This is a genomic window from Billgrantia saliphila (genome assembly GCF_002930105.1).
In the GTDB taxonomy this organism is placed as follows: Bacteria; Pseudomonadota; Gammaproteobacteria; order Pseudomonadales; family Halomonadaceae; genus Halomonas; species Halomonas saliphila.
In genome coordinates this window covers 1-14364 of sequence record NZ_PJRN01000003.1, presented here as the reverse complement: position 1 = coordinate 14364, position 14364 = coordinate 1, and the positions used below count along the sequence as shown (strand labels likewise).

The window sequence follows — 14364 nt, the reverse complement described above, 5'->3', positions numbered from 1 at the left end:
CTTGCCGCGGTGGGTTTTCTTGATTGGCCTGCCCCGAGTGCCGCTTGGGTCGGCAACTTCGCTAGCTCAATCCCGATAGCGCCGGGTCAGGTCGCCATAGGCGTCGATGCGACGGTCGCGCAGGTAGGGCCAGATCCGTCGCACGTCCTCGCCGCGGCTCATGTCGAGCGTGACCAGCAAGCGCTCGGCCTCGGTACCCGCGTGTGCCAGCAGCTCCCCCTGGGGGCCCGTGATGAAGCTGCCCCCCCAGAAGTCGATGCCGGCGCCCACCCCGGAGTGATCCGGCTCGTGGCCGATGCGGTTGGCAGCGATCACCGGCAGACCGTTGGCCACCGCATGGCTGCGCTGGATCAGGGTCCAGGCTTCCTTCTGACGGGCCTTTTCGGCGTCGTCATCGGGCGGGTTCCAGCCGATGGCGGTGGGGTAGAGCAGCACCTCCGCACCGGCCAGCGCCATCAGGCGGGCCGCTTCGGGGTACCACTGATCCCAGCACACCAGCAGCCCCAGCCGACCCACCGAGGTGTCGATGGGCTGGAAGCCCTGCTTGCGGCTGTCGTCCTGATCGCCCGGGGCGAAGTAGAACTTCTCGTAGAAGCCCGGGTCGTCGGGGATGTGCATCTTGCGATAGACGCCCACCTGGCCGCGGTCGCGGTCGTAGACTACGGCGGTGTTGTGATAAAGCCCCGGGGCGCGCCGCTCGAACAGCGAGCCGACCAGCACGATGTTCAGCTCCGCGGCCAGGGCGGCGAGACGCTGCCCGGTGGGGCCGTCCAGGGGCTCGGCCAGATCGAACAGCTCAGTGTCCTCGTACTGGCAGAAGTAGTGCGTGGCATGCAGTTCCTGGAGCAGCACCAGCTCGGCGCCGGCGGCGGCCAGTTCACGCACGCCGGCCTCGCTCTCGGCCAGGCTCCGGCTCTTGTCGGGCCAGGCGGGTTGCTGAACCAGGCCGGCCTTGAGGGTGCGGGTCATGACGTTTCTCCTTGGGTTGCGGCGGCGGCGGCGAGGCTGCCACGAGGAAGCTGCATGGTCAGACAGTGTAGGCTGCCGTGCTGGCGGATCACGCTCAGACAGTCGATGGGCACGATCTCTCGCCCGGGAAAGGCCTCGGCGAGGGCGGCCAGGGCTCGGCTGTCGGCGGCATCGCCATAGACAGGCACCAGCACCGCGGAGTTCACGATCAGGAAGTTGGCGTAGGTGGCCGGCAGGCGATGTCCGTCCACGGGATCGAAGCAGGGCCGCGGCCAGGGCAGCGGTACCAGGCGGTAGGGCTCGCCGTCGGTGCGGCGAAACGCCTTGAGTTCGGCTTCCATGGCGGCGAGGGCCGCGTAGTGCGGGTCGGACGTGTCGTCGCAGTGCACGTAGGCGATGGTGGCCGGGTCGCAGAAGCGCGCCAGGGTATCCACATGGCTGTCCGTATCGTCGCCCTCCAGATGACCGTTGGCCAGCCAGAGGACCCGCTCGATGCCGAGATCCGCCTTGAGCGCCGCTTCCACGGCGGTGCGGTCAAGCTGCGGATTGCGATTGGGGTTGAGCAGGCAGGCTTCGGTCGTGAGCAGAGTGCCTTCGCCGTCGGTGTCGATGGCACCGCCCTCGAGCACAAGACTGCGGCTCTCGACCGGGCAGGCATAAACGCCGGCCTCGGCCAGGCGTCGGGTCAGGCGATTGTCGCGTTCGGCCTCGAACTTGCCGCCCCAGCCGGTGAAGACATAGTCGAACAGCATCGGTTTACCGTCGCGCTCCACGGCGATCGGGCCGTGGTCGCGGGCCCAGGTGTCATCCGCTTCGGCCACCGCCAGACGCAAGCGCGAGGCGTCGACGCCCAGCTTGGCGAAGCGTATCTGCAACTGGGTGCGGGTAGCGTCGTCGGGCACGGTGATCAACACGCTCTGGTAGCGCGCAATGGCAACCGCCATCGCTTCCATGGTGGCTTCGATGCGTTCGATCAGCGGCGCCCAATCGCTCGTGGGACTGGGCCAGGTTAGCTGTACGGCATCCTGGGGGTGCCATTCGGGAAGCAGGCGGTTGGCCATGGACGTGAGCCTCGTCAGTTGCATCAGCGGCCGGTGGGTGCACCGGGTCGGCGCAATGTAGGCTCAGCACGTCAATGTTGCAAGTCTCGGGGAAACCGGGCGGCACCCGATGCAGCGGCGCGGAAAAAACCGTACCATGACCCCCCTCTGACAAGGAACGCGACGATGCTCGACCGCCTGCCATTGCTGATCGGCCTACGCTACGTGCGTGCCAAGCGCCGCAATCATTTTATCTCCTTCATTTCCCTGACCTCCATGCTGGGGCTGATGCTCGGCGTGGCGGTACTGATCCTGGTGCTCTCGGTCATGAACGGTTTCGACCATGAACTGCGCACCCGCATTCTCGGCATGGTGCCGCATACCAAGATCGAGTCGCGCAGCGGCCTGGTCGAGTGGCAGCCGTTGGCCGAGCGATTGATGCAGCGCGAGCGGGTGATCGGCGCGGCGCCTTACGTCGAGCAGCAGGGTATGTTCTCCGTCGGCGGGCGCAACGAAGGGGCCATGGTCAACGGCATTCATCCCGAGTGGGAGGATCGGGTCTCGATCATCGGGGCTCATATGCGTCAGGGCAGCCTCGACGATCTGCAACCGGGCGAATGGAATATCGTGCTGGGGTCGCTGCTGGCACGCCACCTCGGCGTAGGAGTTGGCGACCGCGTCACGCTGTTGGTACCCGAAGCCTCTATCACGCCCGCGGGTGTCTTTCCGCGGCTCAAGCGCTTCACGGTCAGCGGCATCTTCAGCGTCGGCGCGGATCTCGATGCCAGCCTGGCCTACGCCAACATCGAGGACATGCAGACCCTGGCTCGGCTGGGGGATGCCGTGGGCGGGCTGCGCCTGGAGCTGAATGACCTGTTCGCCGCTTCCAGCGAAACACGCGCCATCATCGACGAACTCGGCTCGGGCTACCGCGGGATCGACTGGACCTACTCCCACGGCAATCTGTTCCAGGCGATCCAGATGGAGAAGCGCATGATCGCGCTGCTGCTGACGGTCATCATCGCCGTGGCCGCCTTCAACATCGTCTCGACCCTGGTCATGGTGGTGACCGACAAGCATGCCGACATCGCCATCCTGCGCACCATCGGTGCCACGCCGCGCTCGATCATGGGTATCTTCGTGGTGCAGGGTCTGGCGATCGGTGTGATCGGTATCGCCGTGGGAGTCGGCCTCGGCATTCTGTTGGCACTGACCGTTTCCGACCTGATCGGCTGGGTGGAGTCTACGTTCGGTATCCAATTCCTCGACGCGGGGGTCTACTTCATCAGCGATTTGCCGTCACGGCTGCACTGGGAGGATGTGCGCAATATCATTGCCGCCGCCTTTGGCCTGACCTTCCTGTCGACGCTCTATCCGGCCTGGCGCGCGTCGCGGGTCCAGCCGGCAGAGGTGCTGCGCTATGAGTGAAACGACCTTGAACAAGGAAAGCCTCGTGAACCAGACGGCGAATGGCAGGATCATGCTGGCCTGTCGCGACCTGACGCGGATCTACCGCGAGGGGCCGCAGGACGTTACCGTGCTCGACGGTCTCTCGCTCGAAGTGCGAGCCGGGGAGCGGGTTGCCGTGGTCGGCAGTTCGGGGTCGGGCAAGACTACGCTGCTCAATCTGCTCGGCGGGCTCGATCGCCCGACGCGCGGCGAGGTATCGATCGCGGGGGAGTCGCTGCTCGACCTGGGCGAGGCGGCGCTGGGCAAGTTCCGCAATCGCCATATCGGCTTCGTCTATCAGTTCCATCACCTGCTCGCCGAATTCACCGCGCTGGAGAACGCCGCACTACCGCTGATCATCCGCGGTCAGCGCAAGAGAGCGGCCGAGAGCCGGGCCAGGGAACTGTTGGCCAAGGTAGGCATCGAGCACCGCGCCGACCACAAGCCGGGCGAGCTGTCGGGCGGCGAACGCCAGCGCGTGGCCATCGCTCGGGCGCTGGTTACCGACCCGAGCCTGGTACTGATGGATGAGCCGACCGGCAATCTCGATCAAAGTACGGCCGCGAGCATCCTGGCGCTGATGGATGAACTGGCGCGTACGACCGACTGTGCCTTCGTGGTGGTGACTCATGATCCGGCGTTGGCCGCCCATCAGGATCGCGTGATGAAGCTCGATGGCGGGCGCCTGAGCGAACAGCGCTGAGGCGGCACCTCGCCTACCGAACCTACCCCATGGTCCGCAAAGCGAGGCTAGATTTCCCGCTCCAGCCGTTTGCGGCGGCGCTTCAAGGCGCGCCGCTTCCAGCTGCGCGAGACATGCCACCGCCATAGCAGCCGAATTACCACGTTGGCCAATATGGCCATCAGTACGGCCGAGACCACCGATCCGAGGGCCAGGGCCGGCAGGATGTCGGCCATGCGCTCGGCGATCCAGCGCGTCGAGATGCGTGTCGGGGCTTCCCGGGCCGGCATTTCCATCAACCAGGCGCCGAGGCGATAGTTGCCGTAGAAGACCAGCGGCATGGTCAGCGGGTTGGTGATCCACACCAGGCCAACGGAGAGCGGCAGATTGCAACGCAGTAGCCAGGCGCCGAAGGCAGCGATGGCCATTTGGCAGGGAATCGGCAGCATGGCACTGAACAGGCCGACCGAGAAGGCGTTGGCCACGGTCCGCCGTGACAGCGCCCAGAGCCCGGGATCGCCGATCAAATGGCTCAGGAAGCGCAGCGAGCGCTGGCGCTTGAGCGTTTCGGGGTTGGGCATGTAGCGCTGCAGTAATCGGCGCGGCATGTCGAATGGCTCGCTGCTTCGTGACCCGGTTATTATCCATGGATGGCCGTTGACCCGCCATGTCATGCGTTGGCAGGAAGTTGTCCGCTGCATGCCAGGCACGCCGGGCCGAGGCGCAAGGGATGGCAGACGGGAGGCAAGGAAGTGCGAATGGGAGTGGCGATGCCGCTGGCGCTGGCGGCGCTGGTCGGCACGGGGCTAGGCTGGTGGGCGCCGCTCGGGTTGGTGGAGTCCTGGGCGCTGGCGCTGCTCTATTCGCTGGCAAGCAAGCGCTGGCGAATGGCTGGGCTCGCCATGGTGGTCGCCGTGACGGCGACTCAGGTGCTGCTGGCCAAGGGGGGCGAGCTGCCGGCGGGGCTGCTGCGAGCCGATCTTGCCCTGGAAGGGCGGCTCGAGACGGTCGAGGACGAAGGCCGCCTGACTCGTCTGCTGGTACGGCTGAATGACTGCCGGCCGCTCGAGGCCGACAGGCTACCGTGCCACAGGCTGCGACGGGTGCGCCTCAGCCTCTACGAGGCGCCACCGATGCAGCCGGGCGAGCGCTGGGCCCTTACCGTGCGGCTACGCCCGCCTGCCGGCTTCGCCAATCCCGGCACGTTCGACTATCGCGCCTGGCTATGGCGCGAAGGTATTCAGGCTACCGGCTACGTACGCGATGAACCGGCTCCCCAGCGGTTGGCACCGGCGCCATACTCCCTGCGCCGCCAGGCCCTGGCCTTTCTCGATGCGCAGTCGCTTGCTCCTCTGACGACCCGCTGGCTGGCAGCCCTGACGCTGGGAGCCGGCGACAGGCTCTCGCGCGACGACTGGGAGCGGCTCAACGCCACTGGCACCACCCACCTGGTAGTGATCTCGGGTCTGCACGTGGGCCTGGTCGCCGCCTTCGTTCTGCTGCTGGCGCGGGGCGTCTCGCGCCTGCTGACCCCAGCGCACTGGCGCATGGCGATCTGGCCCTGGTGGTTGGCGGGGTTGGCGGCGGCTGGCTATGCCGGCCTGGCGGGTCTGCAGCCGCCGGCCATGCGCGCTCTGATCATGACCGTGGTCGGGCTGTGGGTCGCCAGTGGACGCCACGCTCCCGGCCCCTGGCAGGCCTGGTGGCTGGCGTTGGGGCTGGTGGTGCTGCTTGATCCGCTGTCCGCTTGGCGCCCGGGGCTGTGGCTTTCGTTCCTGGCTGTGGCGGTGCTGATCCTGATCTGGCAGGGACGGCCACGGCCTCGAGGCTTGCACGGCTGGGCATGGGGTCTGATGCGTACTCAGCTGCTGCTGGCGCCGCTGATGGCAGCGGCAGTGCTGCTGGCCTTCGCTCGGCTCGCGCCGGCCGCCCCGCTGGTCAATCTGGTGGCGGTGCCACTGGTGAGTTCGTTACTGGTGCCGCTGGGACTGCTGGGCTGGTTATTCGCCCCGCTGGCGCCGCTCGGCGCCACCTGCTGGTGGCTGTTCGAACGCATCACGCTGCGTTTGACGCAGCTGCTCGACCTCGCCGTTTCCCGGCTTCCGCTGTGGTGGCCCACCAGCGAACTCGTCGTACCGCTCGCCCTGATGCTCGGACTGATGGCGCTGCTATGGGCGTTGCCCGGACTCGCCATGCGTCTACGTGTCGGAGGGACGCTACTGCTGGTACCCGCCATGCTGGGGCTCACCGCGCCCGCTCCGGAGCCGGGCAGCCTGCGGGTGCGAATACACGACGTCGGCCAGGGGCAACTGATCGAGCTGCGCAGCGCCGGCTTTCGCATGCTCTACGACAGCGGGCCGCGCTTCGCCTCCGGCTTTGCCCCGGTGAGTGCGCTATGGCCGGCGGGTCAACGCTTCGACCGGGTCATGGTCAGTCATGGCGACCTCGATCATGCCGGTGGCGTGGCCTGGCTGGCGGAGCGGCATGATGTCGGCGAATTCCTGGCGCCGGCGGGAGAAAGCCTCGATGTCCCCTTCGGCACCTGTGAGGCAGGCCAGCAGTGGCGGCGTGATGGCGTGAGCTATCGGGTGCTCTGGCCGCCGGCGGACACAACGCCTTTGTCCAGCAACGACCGTTCCTGTGTGCTCGAGATAACGGCGGGTGAGGAACGCCTGCTAATCACCGGCGATGTCGGCAGTGACATCGAGCGGGCCTTCCTTCAGCGGCTCGAACTGCCGATTACGGTACTGGTTGCGGGTCATCATGGCAGCCGTTCCAGCTCCGGCCCGCATCTCGTCCAGTGGGCCACGCCACGGCATGTCGTGTTCAGCGCCGGTCGTCACAACGCCTTCGGTCATCCCAGCGACGCGGTGGTGCGACGCTTTCGTCGCGTCGGTAGCTGTCAATGGAGCACCGCCCTGGATGGCGCCGTCACCTTCTGGCTCGGCCGCAACTCGGATGTAAGCCTCGACGCCGCACGCGCCATGCCTTGGCGGCGCGGCGGTGTCGAAGGGGAATGCCATGCGGTAGAATCGCGCCATTGAACGCGGCAGCCGTTGCGTGAGGAGGGGAACCGATGGACATGATGGATGCGCTGGTTGCCGGGGGCTGGCTGATGGTCCCGCTGCTGGGCTGCTCGCTACTGGCCACGGTGATCATCATCGAACGTCTCTGGACCCTGCGTGCCAAGCGTATCGCCCCTTACGGCCTGGGGCAGGAAGTCTGTTCGCTGGTGGCTCGTGGCCAGGTCAACCTCTACTGGCTCGAGAGTCATTCGCCGCTAGGCGCCGTGTTGGCGGCGGGGCTGCGCAATGCACGCCTGGGTCATGAGCAAGTGAGGGCCAGGCTGCAGGAGGCCGCCACCGCCGTGATTCATGACATGGAGCGCTTCCTCAGTCCGCTGGGCACCATTGCCGCCATAACGCCGTTGATCGGCCTGCTGGGCACCGTAGTGGGAATGATCGAGGTATTCGCAGTGATCGTTTCGGCGGATGGGGCAAGTCGGACCGCCGATCTCGCCGGTGGCATCTCGCGCGCCCTGGTTACCACCGCCGCAGGTCTCACGGTGGCAATTCCGGCGCTGATGTTCCATCGTTACTTCCTGCGCCGAGTGGAAGACATCACGGTACGCATGGAGGAGCAGGCGGGCCAGGTGGTGGAGTTCCTGGCGCACTACCAGGGCGAGCTGGGCTTCAGCGAGCAGCGTGAGAGCGAGCGGGCCCGTTCACAGGGGCAAGCTGCGTCGGAGGTCGGCAGGCCGTGAAGTTTGCGCGCCGTCGTCGTGATCCGGTGGAGGTCAATCTCACGCCTCTCATCGACGTGGTTTTTCTGCTGCTGATCTTCTTCATGGTATCCACCACGTTCGAGACCCGGCAGGCACTGGAGCTGGAGCTGCCCGAGAGTGCCGCCGGCACGACGCTCGAGGCGTCACCGGTGACCCTGGTCGTCACCGAGCGGGGACGCTACCGACTAGGCGAGCGTGAGCTCAGTGCAACGGAGTTAGGCGAGGCGCTCGCCGCAAAAGCCGACCAGGCTCGCCTCCATGGGTTGGTCCTCGAGGCCGATGCGCGTGCAGTCCACGCCGACGTAGTACGGGCACTGGATCAAGCGGGCGCGCTCGGCGTTCGTCAGGTGCGCATCGCCACGCGCGCAACTCAGGCAACACCCACGCAAGCGGAGACACCGTGACTCAAGATCGGACCCAACATACGGGCTGGGCCCTCTACAAGCGGCTGCTGGCCTATGTGAAGCCCCACTGGGTTTCGTTCTCATTGGCGATCGTCGGCTACGCGCTCTACGCGGCCTCGAGTACCGCCCTGGCGGAAATGATGAAGCGCTTGATCGATGGCATTCAGAATCCCGATGCCGCCTTTCGCTTGATGTTGCCGCTGTTCGTGGTCGCCATGTTCGCTGCCCGCGGCCTGGGCACCTTCCTCGGTACCTACTTCATGAGCAACGTGGCACGCAACGTGGTGCACGCGCTGCGCTGCAACGTGTTCAACCACATGCTGCACCTGCCGGGACGTTTCTTCGACGCTCACTCCAGCGGCCATCTCATTTCCCGCGTCACCTACCATGTCGAGCAGGTGACCGGAGCGGCGACCAATGCCATCACCATCCTGCTGCGGGAAGGCCTGTTCGTGATCGGCCTGCTGACCTACCTGCTTTGGACCAACTGGATGCTGACGCTGCTGTTTCTGGGCGTGACACCGCTGATAGCCGGCGTGGTGAGATATGCCAGCAAGCGCTTCCGGCGTATCTCGCAGCGCATCCAGCACTCCATGGGCGATGTCACCCATGTCGCTTCCGAGGCGCTCACGGGCTATCGCGTGGTGCGCACCCACGGGGCGGAGGCGTACGAGAAGGCGCGCTTCGCCAAGGCCAGCGAGTACAACCGCCAGCAGAAGATGAAGGAGGCGCTGACCAAGGCGATCAGCACGCCGGTCATCCAGCTGATGATCGCCGTATCGCTGGCGATACTGGTATGGTTGGCGATGTCGCCGGCTATGATGGCGAACATGACCCCCGGCGAATTCGTGGCCTTCATTACCGCGGCCTCGCTGATGGCCAAGCCGGTGCGCCAGCTCACCGAGATCAATAGCGAGATACAGAAGGGCATCGCCGCCGCCGACGAACTTTTCGGCCTGCTGAACGTGCCGGCCGAGCTCGACGAAGGCACTCTGGAACCGCAGAGGCTCGAAGGGCGGGTCGATTTCGAAGGGGTGCGTTTTCGTTACGGCGAGGACCAGCCCGAGGTGCTCAAGGGTATCGACCAGGTCATCGAGCCGGGCGAGATGGTGGCCATCGTCGGTCGCTCGGGAAGTGGCAAATCCACCTTGGTAGGGCTATTGCCACGCTTCTATCGCCCCACGGACGGGCGAGTGCTGATCGACGGGGTACCGATCGACGACTATCGCCTGGCGCCACTGCGCCGGCAGATCGCCCTGGTCTCGCAGCAAGTGACGCTGTTCAACGCCAGCATTGCCGACAACATCGCCTACGGGGTTCCGCAGGCCGATCGTGACGCGATCGAGGCGGCGGCGCGCGCCGCCTACGCGCACGAGTTCATCGAACGGATGCCCAAGGGATACGACACCCTCGTCGGCGATAACGGCGTGATGCTCTCCGGTGGCCAGCGCCAGCGGCTGGCCATTGCCCGCGCGATCTTCAAGGACGCGCCGCTGCTGATCCTCGACGAGGCCACGTCGGCACTGGACACCGAGTCGGAACGTTACATCCAGGCGGCCCTGGAGGTCGTCTGCCGCGGTCGCACGACGTTGGTCATCGCCCATCGGCTGTCCACCATCGAGCGCGCCGATCGCATACTGGTCATGGAGCAGGGGCGGATCGTCGAGCAGGGTACCCATGCCGAATTGGTGGCACGTGACGGAGCCTATGCCGCACTGCATCGACTGCAGTTCCAGGAGGCCTCGACGGCATGACGCGCGGGGTCGGGGAGCGCTGGCTCATGGCCGCCTACGGCAACGCGGCCTGGCTCAAGATGTTGCGACCGCTGGAGTCGCTCTACCGTTGGGTGATGAAGCGTCGCGCCGCTGCCTACCGCCAGGGCAGGCGTGCGGTATGGCACGCGGACGTTCCGGTGATCGTAGTCGGCAACCTCACACTCGGCGGTACCGGCAAATCCCCCTTGGTTGCCTGGCTCGCGCGTCATTTATCCGAGCAGGGCTGGCGGCCGGGCATCGTGTCGCGCGGATACGGCGGCACTGCCGAAGCGGCGGGCGGCTATCCTCTGCACGTCACGCCGACGACGGCGGCCGAGCATGGCGGCGACGAACCGCGAATGCTGGCACGCCAGACCGGGTTGCCCGTTGTGGCGGACCCCGATCGGCCGCGGGGAGCGCGAGCCCTGATCGAGCTGGGCTGCGACCTGGTGATCAGTGACGATGGCCTGCAGCACCTAGCGCTGGGGCGCGACATCGAACTGGTCGTGGTTGACGGTAGGCGTGGCTTCGGCAATGCACGCTGCCTGCCTGCCGGGCCGCTGCGCGAACCGCTATCGCGTCTGGACGAGGTGGACGCGGTGCTGATCAATGGCGAGCCTTCCTTCGAACCGCCCGCGGGGGCCTGGTTCTTCCGGTTGGTACCGGTACGCTGGCGATCGCTGGACGACGACAGCGCCTGTTCCGTGACTCCAGCTCCCTTCGACGGGGCGGTGCACGCCGTGGCGGGTATCGGCAACCCCGAGCGTTTTTTTGCCACCCTGCGCGAACTGGGCGTCGAGGCAAGACCGCATGCGTTCCCCGATCATCATCGCTTCACGACGGTGGACTTGGCTTTCGATGACGGTTTGCCGCTGGTGATGACGGCCAAGGACGCCGAGAAATGTCGGCGCCTGGCGCCACCAAAGAGTTGGGTGCTGGAAGTCGAGGCCGAACCCGAGCCGGCTTTCGTGGCGTGGTTGGACCAGCGTTTGGCAGGAATGCGATAACCTAGACAACAGTGGCGGCGAAAGCGGCCGCTGGCGAACACAATGTTTTCTGCGGAGGTGAACGATGGACAAGGAGCTGTTGGCGATGCTGGTCTGTCCGCTATGCAAGGGCAAGCTAAAGTACGATCGCGAGGCTGGTGAGCTGCGCTGTCATTACGACGGACTGGCCTATCCGGTGCGTGACGGTATCCCGGTCATGCTGCCCGAAGAGGCGCGACAGATGGATGTCGACGAGAAGCTGCCGGCATCACCTGGCCGTACCGGGGAAGCGTGATGACGCGGGAGCAGGGCTTCATCGCGGTGATTCCGGCGCGTTTCGGTTCCACACGCCTGCCGGGCAAGCCGCTGCTCGACATTGCCGGCGAGCCGATGATCGCCCACGTCTGGCGGCGTGCCAGTGAAAGTGCCGCCAGCCGGGTCGTGGTGGCCACCGACGACGAGAGAATCCGCAAGGCGCTCGCGCCGATGGGCGCGGAGGTGGTGATGACCCGGGCCGATCACCCCTCGGGAACCGATCGCCTGGCAGAAGTGGCCGAGCGGCTGGGGCTTGCCGACGACGAAGTGCTGGTCAACGTACAGGGAGACGAGCCGCTGATTCCCCCGCGGCTGATCGATCAGGTGGCGGCCCGTTTGCTCGACGATCGGGGTGCATCCATCGCTACGCTCGCCGAGCCGATCAGCGATGTGGAAACGCTATTCAATCCCAACGCGGTCAAGGTGGTGCGGGCGCTCTCCGGCCGTGCCCTCTATTTTTCTCGGGCGCCTATCCCCTGGGATCGCGAAGCTTTCGCCGCGCGCCCCGCCTGGCTCGAAACCGATGGCTGGCTGCGACATATCGGCCTGTACGCCTACCGTGCCGGTTTCCTTTTCGAGTATCGCGACTGGACGCCATCGGCGCTCGAGCAGCTCGAGCAGCTCGAGCAGCTCCGTGCGCTGCACTATGGCCATGCCATCCAGGTGGCGCTGGCAGCCGAGCCCAACCCTGCCGGGGTCGATACGCTCGAAGATCTTGAGCGTATCCGGGACCTCCTGACCCCTGAGTCATGAAAACTGTCGCCACGAAAAAGCGTAAGCCGTGAGAAACCGCTAGGAGTGATCATGCGCGTACTGTTCGTCTGCCTGGGCAATATTTGCCGTTCCCCGACCGCCGAAGGGGTGTTTCGCCGCGAGCTGGAAGCCGCCGGACTGGCTGGCTGCGTCGAGGTGGATTCCTGTGGCATCGGCCCCTGGCACGTGGGCAAGGCGCCGGATCCGCGTGCCTGTGCGGCGGCCCGGCGGCGTGGCATCGATCTTGGCGACCTGCGAGCACGTCAGCTGAGTAACGAGGATTTCCAGCGCTTCGACTACCTGTTGGCCATGGATCACGACAATCTCGCTGTCCTGAAACGCCAATGTCCCAGCGGCTGTCGAGCCCATGTCGGGCTGTTTCTCGATTTTGCCGGCCATCAAGACCGTCCGGTTCCCGATCCCTATTATGGTGGCGAGCAGGGTTTCGAAGAGGTGCTTGATCTGATCGAGGAAGCCTCCCGAGGGTTGATCGAGGATATCGGAAGGCGGCTCGAGGCCTCGTGAAATTGATCGAACCGATCCTGACGAACCACGACCTGACGCATGCCAACACCCTGGGTTTGCCCTGCAGGGCCGAGCGCTTCGCTGCGCCCGCCGGCATGACGGTACTGCGCCGCTTGCTGCAACAGGCATGCGCGCAAGACTGGCGTTTGACACTATTGGGTGGCGGCAGCAACCTGATTCTGCCGACGAGACTCGAAGGGCTGGTGATCCAGCCGGCTCTGTCTCATTGGTGGCTGGAGCGGCAGGGCGATAACGTGCGTGTACATGTCGGGGCGGGCGTGGAGTGGCACCCACTGGTGTTGGCGCTGGCCCACCGTGGGTTATGGGGTACCGAGAACCTGGCGCTGATTCCGGGGCGCTGTGGCGCCGCGCCGATCCAGAACATCGGTGCCTATGGCGTTGAGCTATGCGAAGTGCTGGAGGCGGTGCATGTGTTGTTTCTCGACGACGGCCGCTTGGCGACGTTGACCCCTGCCGAGTGTGCCTTCGGCTATCGCGACAGTATCTTCAAGAGTGAGCTGGCGGGGCGCGTTGTGATTACCGGATTGACGCTGCGGCTGACGCGCCAGGCGCGCCCTCGCTTGGATTACGGCGATCTGTCGGCGCGCGTGGGCCCTCGGCCTAGTGCACTCGACGTGGCCGAGGCTGTGTGCGCCATACGTCGGGAGAAGCTGCCCGACCCGGTGCAGCTGGGCAATGCCGGCAGTTTTTTCAAGAATCCGATAGTGGCGCGCGACGTTGCCGATCGCTTGCTGGCCCGCTGGCCGGATATGCCGCATTTCACGCTGGACACAGGGCGCGTCAAGCTGGCCGCGGGCTGGCTGATCGATCGCTGTGGACTCAAGGGTTGGTGCGACGGTCACTTCGGCGTGCATGAACGCCAAGCCTTGGTACTCGTGCATTTCGGAGGAGGCGATGCCGACGAGCTACTCGCATTTGCGGAACGCGTGGCGCAGTGCGTGCAGTCCCGGTTCGGCGTTGCGCTGGAGCTTGAGCCCAGGAGAGCTTGAGCACACCAATGACGCTGGGAAGAAAAAGCCCGCGCTAGGCGCGGGCTTTTTGTAGCGAGCCGTTAAAGAAGGGCGGTCAGTTCTTATTGCCCTTCTGGGCTTCCTGCTCACGGCGACGGATCTCGCGCGGATCGTTATGCGCGCGACGCCGGCGCCGAGTGGCGGCTGAGGTTTCCGAGACTACGGGGTCTTCCGTCGCCTTGGCTGGCTCAGCGGCTTTTTCCATCGGCTTGGGGGCTTCCGTCCTGGCCTCGGTTGCCTTGGCTGGCTCGGCAGGCTTCTCCGCCGGCTTGGGCGCCTCGGTCTGAGGCTGCTGGGCCTTGGCCGATTCGGCGGGCTTCTCTACGGGCTTGGGAGCTTCCGTCCTGGCCTCGGGTGCCTTGGCCGACTCGGCAGGCTTCTCCGCCGGCTTGGGAGCATCGGCCTTGGGCTGCTCTGGCTTCGGCTGCTCGGCCTTCACCGGTTCGGCAGGCTTTTCGACCGGCTTGGGAGCGTCGGCCTTGGGCTGTTCCGGTTTCGGCTGCTCAGCTTTGGTCGGCTCGGCGGCTTTCTCGACCGGCTTGGGAGCATCGGCCTTGGGCTGATCTGGCTTCGGCTGCTCGGTCTTCACCGGTTCGGCAGGCTTTTCGACCGGCTTGGGAGCGTCGGCCTTGGGCTGTTCCGGCTTCGGCTGCTCAGCTTTGGTCGACTCGG

14 protein-coding genes and 1 pseudogene are annotated in these 14364 nt (G+C 65.8%); 11 read left to right on the top strand and 4 right to left on the bottom strand.

What is annotated here, in order from left to right:
* Positions 1-66: 66 nt before the first annotated feature.
* On the bottom strand, positions 67-969 hold the full coding sequence (locus tag CYJ07_RS03810; protein ID WP_104202365.1) for a carbon-nitrogen hydrolase: 903 nt from the start codon (positions 967-969) through the stop codon (positions 67-69).
* Positions 966-2030, bottom strand: a complete 1065-nt coding sequence (locus tag CYJ07_RS03805) for an agmatine deiminase family protein (protein ID WP_104202364.1) — start codon at positions 2028-2030, stop codon at positions 966-968. Before CYJ07_RS03805 ends, CYJ07_RS03810 begins: the two co-directional genes overlap by 4 nt.
* 165 nt (positions 2031-2195) lie before the next feature.
* Here CYJ07_RS03805 and CYJ07_RS03800 point away from each other — a divergent pair, with 165 nt between their 5' ends.
* Both CYJ07_RS03800 and CYJ07_RS03795 read left to right on the top strand, forming a co-directional pair.
* On the top strand, positions 2196-3437 hold the full coding sequence (locus CYJ07_RS03800) for a lipoprotein-releasing ABC transporter permease subunit (protein WP_104202363.1): 1242 nt from the start codon (positions 2196-2198) through the stop codon (positions 3435-3437).
* Positions 3430-4161 (top strand): ABC transporter ATP-binding protein, encoded by a 732-nt coding sequence (locus tag CYJ07_RS03795; protein ID WP_104202362.1) that lies wholly within the window; start codon positions 3430-3432, stop codon positions 4159-4161. Before CYJ07_RS03800 ends, CYJ07_RS03795 begins: the two co-directional genes overlap by 8 nt.
* 47 nt (positions 4162-4208) lie before the next feature.
* Here CYJ07_RS03795 and CYJ07_RS03790 read toward each other — a convergent pair whose 3' ends face one another.
* The gene (locus CYJ07_RS03790; protein ID WP_104202361.1) at positions 4209-4748 is read right to left on the bottom strand and encodes a DUF2062 domain-containing protein; all 540 of its coding nucleotides are present in this window, start codon (positions 4746-4748) and stop codon (positions 4209-4211) included.
* 150 nt (positions 4749-4898) lie between these two features.
* Between CYJ07_RS03790 and CYJ07_RS03785 the strand changes: the two genes are divergently transcribed.
* From CYJ07_RS03785 to murB, 9 genes are all read left to right on the top strand, one after another.
* On the top strand, positions 4899-7184 hold the full coding sequence (locus CYJ07_RS03785) for a DNA internalization-related competence protein ComEC/Rec2 (protein ID WP_197038250.1): 2286 nt from the start codon (positions 4899-4901) through the stop codon (positions 7182-7184).
* Positions 7185-7216: 32 nt separating this feature from the next.
* Positions 7217-7903 (top strand): MotA/TolQ/ExbB proton channel family protein, encoded by a 687-nt coding sequence (locus tag CYJ07_RS03780; protein ID WP_104202360.1) that lies wholly within the window; start codon positions 7217-7219, stop codon positions 7901-7903.
* Positions 7900-8328 carry an ExbD/TolR family protein gene (locus tag CYJ07_RS03775; protein WP_104202359.1) on the top strand — a complete coding sequence of 143 codons (429 nt, stop codon included), beginning with the start codon at positions 7900-7902 and terminating at the stop codon, positions 8326-8328. The genes CYJ07_RS03780 and CYJ07_RS03775 overlap by 4 nt, the downstream gene beginning before the upstream one ends.
* Positions 8325-10082 carry a lipid A export permease/ATP-binding protein MsbA gene (gene msbA / locus CYJ07_RS03770; protein ID WP_104202358.1) on the top strand — a complete coding sequence of 586 codons (1758 nt, stop codon included), beginning with the start codon at positions 8325-8327 and terminating at the stop codon, positions 10080-10082. The genes CYJ07_RS03775 and msbA overlap by 4 nt, the downstream gene beginning before the upstream one ends.
* A complete protein-coding gene (gene lpxK / locus CYJ07_RS03765; RefSeq protein ID WP_104202357.1) occupies positions 10079-11089 on the top strand; it encodes a tetraacyldisaccharide 4'-kinase in 1011 nt (336 codons plus the stop codon). The genes msbA and lpxK overlap by 4 nt, the downstream gene beginning before the upstream one ends.
* A 64-nt stretch (positions 11090-11153) precedes the next feature.
* Positions 11154-11363, top strand: a complete 210-nt coding sequence (locus CYJ07_RS03760; protein ID WP_104202356.1) for a Trm112 family protein — start codon at positions 11154-11156, stop codon at positions 11361-11363.
* Entirely contained in the window at positions 11363-12136 is a 774-nt protein-coding gene (gene kdsB / locus CYJ07_RS03755) for a 3-deoxy-manno-octulosonate cytidylyltransferase (RefSeq protein ID WP_104202355.1), read from the top strand. The genes CYJ07_RS03760 and kdsB overlap by 1 nt, the downstream gene beginning before the upstream one ends.
* A 51-nt stretch (positions 12137-12187) precedes the next feature.
* Positions 12188-12661: a low molecular weight protein-tyrosine-phosphatase gene (locus CYJ07_RS03750; RefSeq protein WP_104202354.1), complete on the top strand. Its 474-nt coding sequence runs from the start codon at positions 12188-12190 to the stop codon at positions 12659-12661.
* Positions 12658-13671 (top strand): UDP-N-acetylmuramate dehydrogenase, encoded by a 1014-nt coding sequence (gene murB, locus CYJ07_RS03745; RefSeq protein WP_422666942.1) that lies wholly within the window; start codon positions 12658-12660, stop codon positions 13669-13671. The genes CYJ07_RS03750 and murB overlap by 4 nt, the downstream gene beginning before the upstream one ends.
* A gap of 76 nt (positions 13672-13747) precedes the next feature.
* Here murB and CYJ07_RS20420 read toward each other — a convergent pair.
* Positions 13748-14364: pseudogene (locus CYJ07_RS20420) on the bottom strand (hypothetical protein); the annotation flags it as partial.

What these genes read in the sequence shown, in the direction of transcription:
- CYJ07_RS03810 (WP_104202365.1), bottom strand. Translation starts at nt 969, where the DNA reads ATGACCCGCACCCTCAAGGCCGGCCTGGTTCAGCAACCCGCCTGGCCC.
- CYJ07_RS03805 (WP_104202364.1), bottom strand. Translation starts at nt 2,030, where the DNA reads ATGGCCAACCGCCTGCTTCCCGAATGGCACCCCCAGGATGCCGTACAG.
- CYJ07_RS03800 (WP_104202363.1), top strand. Translation starts at nt 2,196, where the DNA reads ATGCTCGACCGCCTGCCATTGCTGATCGGCCTACGCTACGTGCGTGCC.
- CYJ07_RS03795 (WP_104202362.1), top strand. Translation starts at nt 3,430, where the DNA reads ATGAGTGAAACGACCTTGAACAAGGAAAGCCTCGTGAACCAGACGGCG.
- CYJ07_RS03790 (WP_104202361.1), bottom strand. Translation starts at nt 4,748, where the DNA reads ATGCCGCGCCGATTACTGCAGCGCTACATGCCCAACCCCGAAACGCTC.
- CYJ07_RS03785 (WP_197038250.1), top strand. Translation starts at nt 4,899, where the DNA reads ATGGGAGTGGCGATGCCGCTGGCGCTGGCGGCGCTGGTCGGCACGGGG.
- CYJ07_RS03780 (WP_104202360.1), top strand. Translation starts at nt 7,217, where the DNA reads ATGGACATGATGGATGCGCTGGTTGCCGGGGGCTGGCTGATGGTCCCG.
- lpxK (WP_104202357.1), top strand. Translation starts at nt 10,079, where the DNA reads ATGACGCGCGGGGTCGGGGAGCGCTGGCTCATGGCCGCCTACGGCAAC.
- CYJ07_RS03760 (WP_104202356.1), top strand. Translation starts at nt 11,154, where the DNA reads ATGGACAAGGAGCTGTTGGCGATGCTGGTCTGTCCGCTATGCAAGGGC.
- kdsB (WP_104202355.1), top strand. Translation starts at nt 11,363, where the DNA reads ATGACGCGGGAGCAGGGCTTCATCGCGGTGATTCCGGCGCGTTTCGGT.
- CYJ07_RS03750 (WP_104202354.1), top strand. Translation starts at nt 12,188, where the DNA reads ATGCGCGTACTGTTCGTCTGCCTGGGCAATATTTGCCGTTCCCCGACC.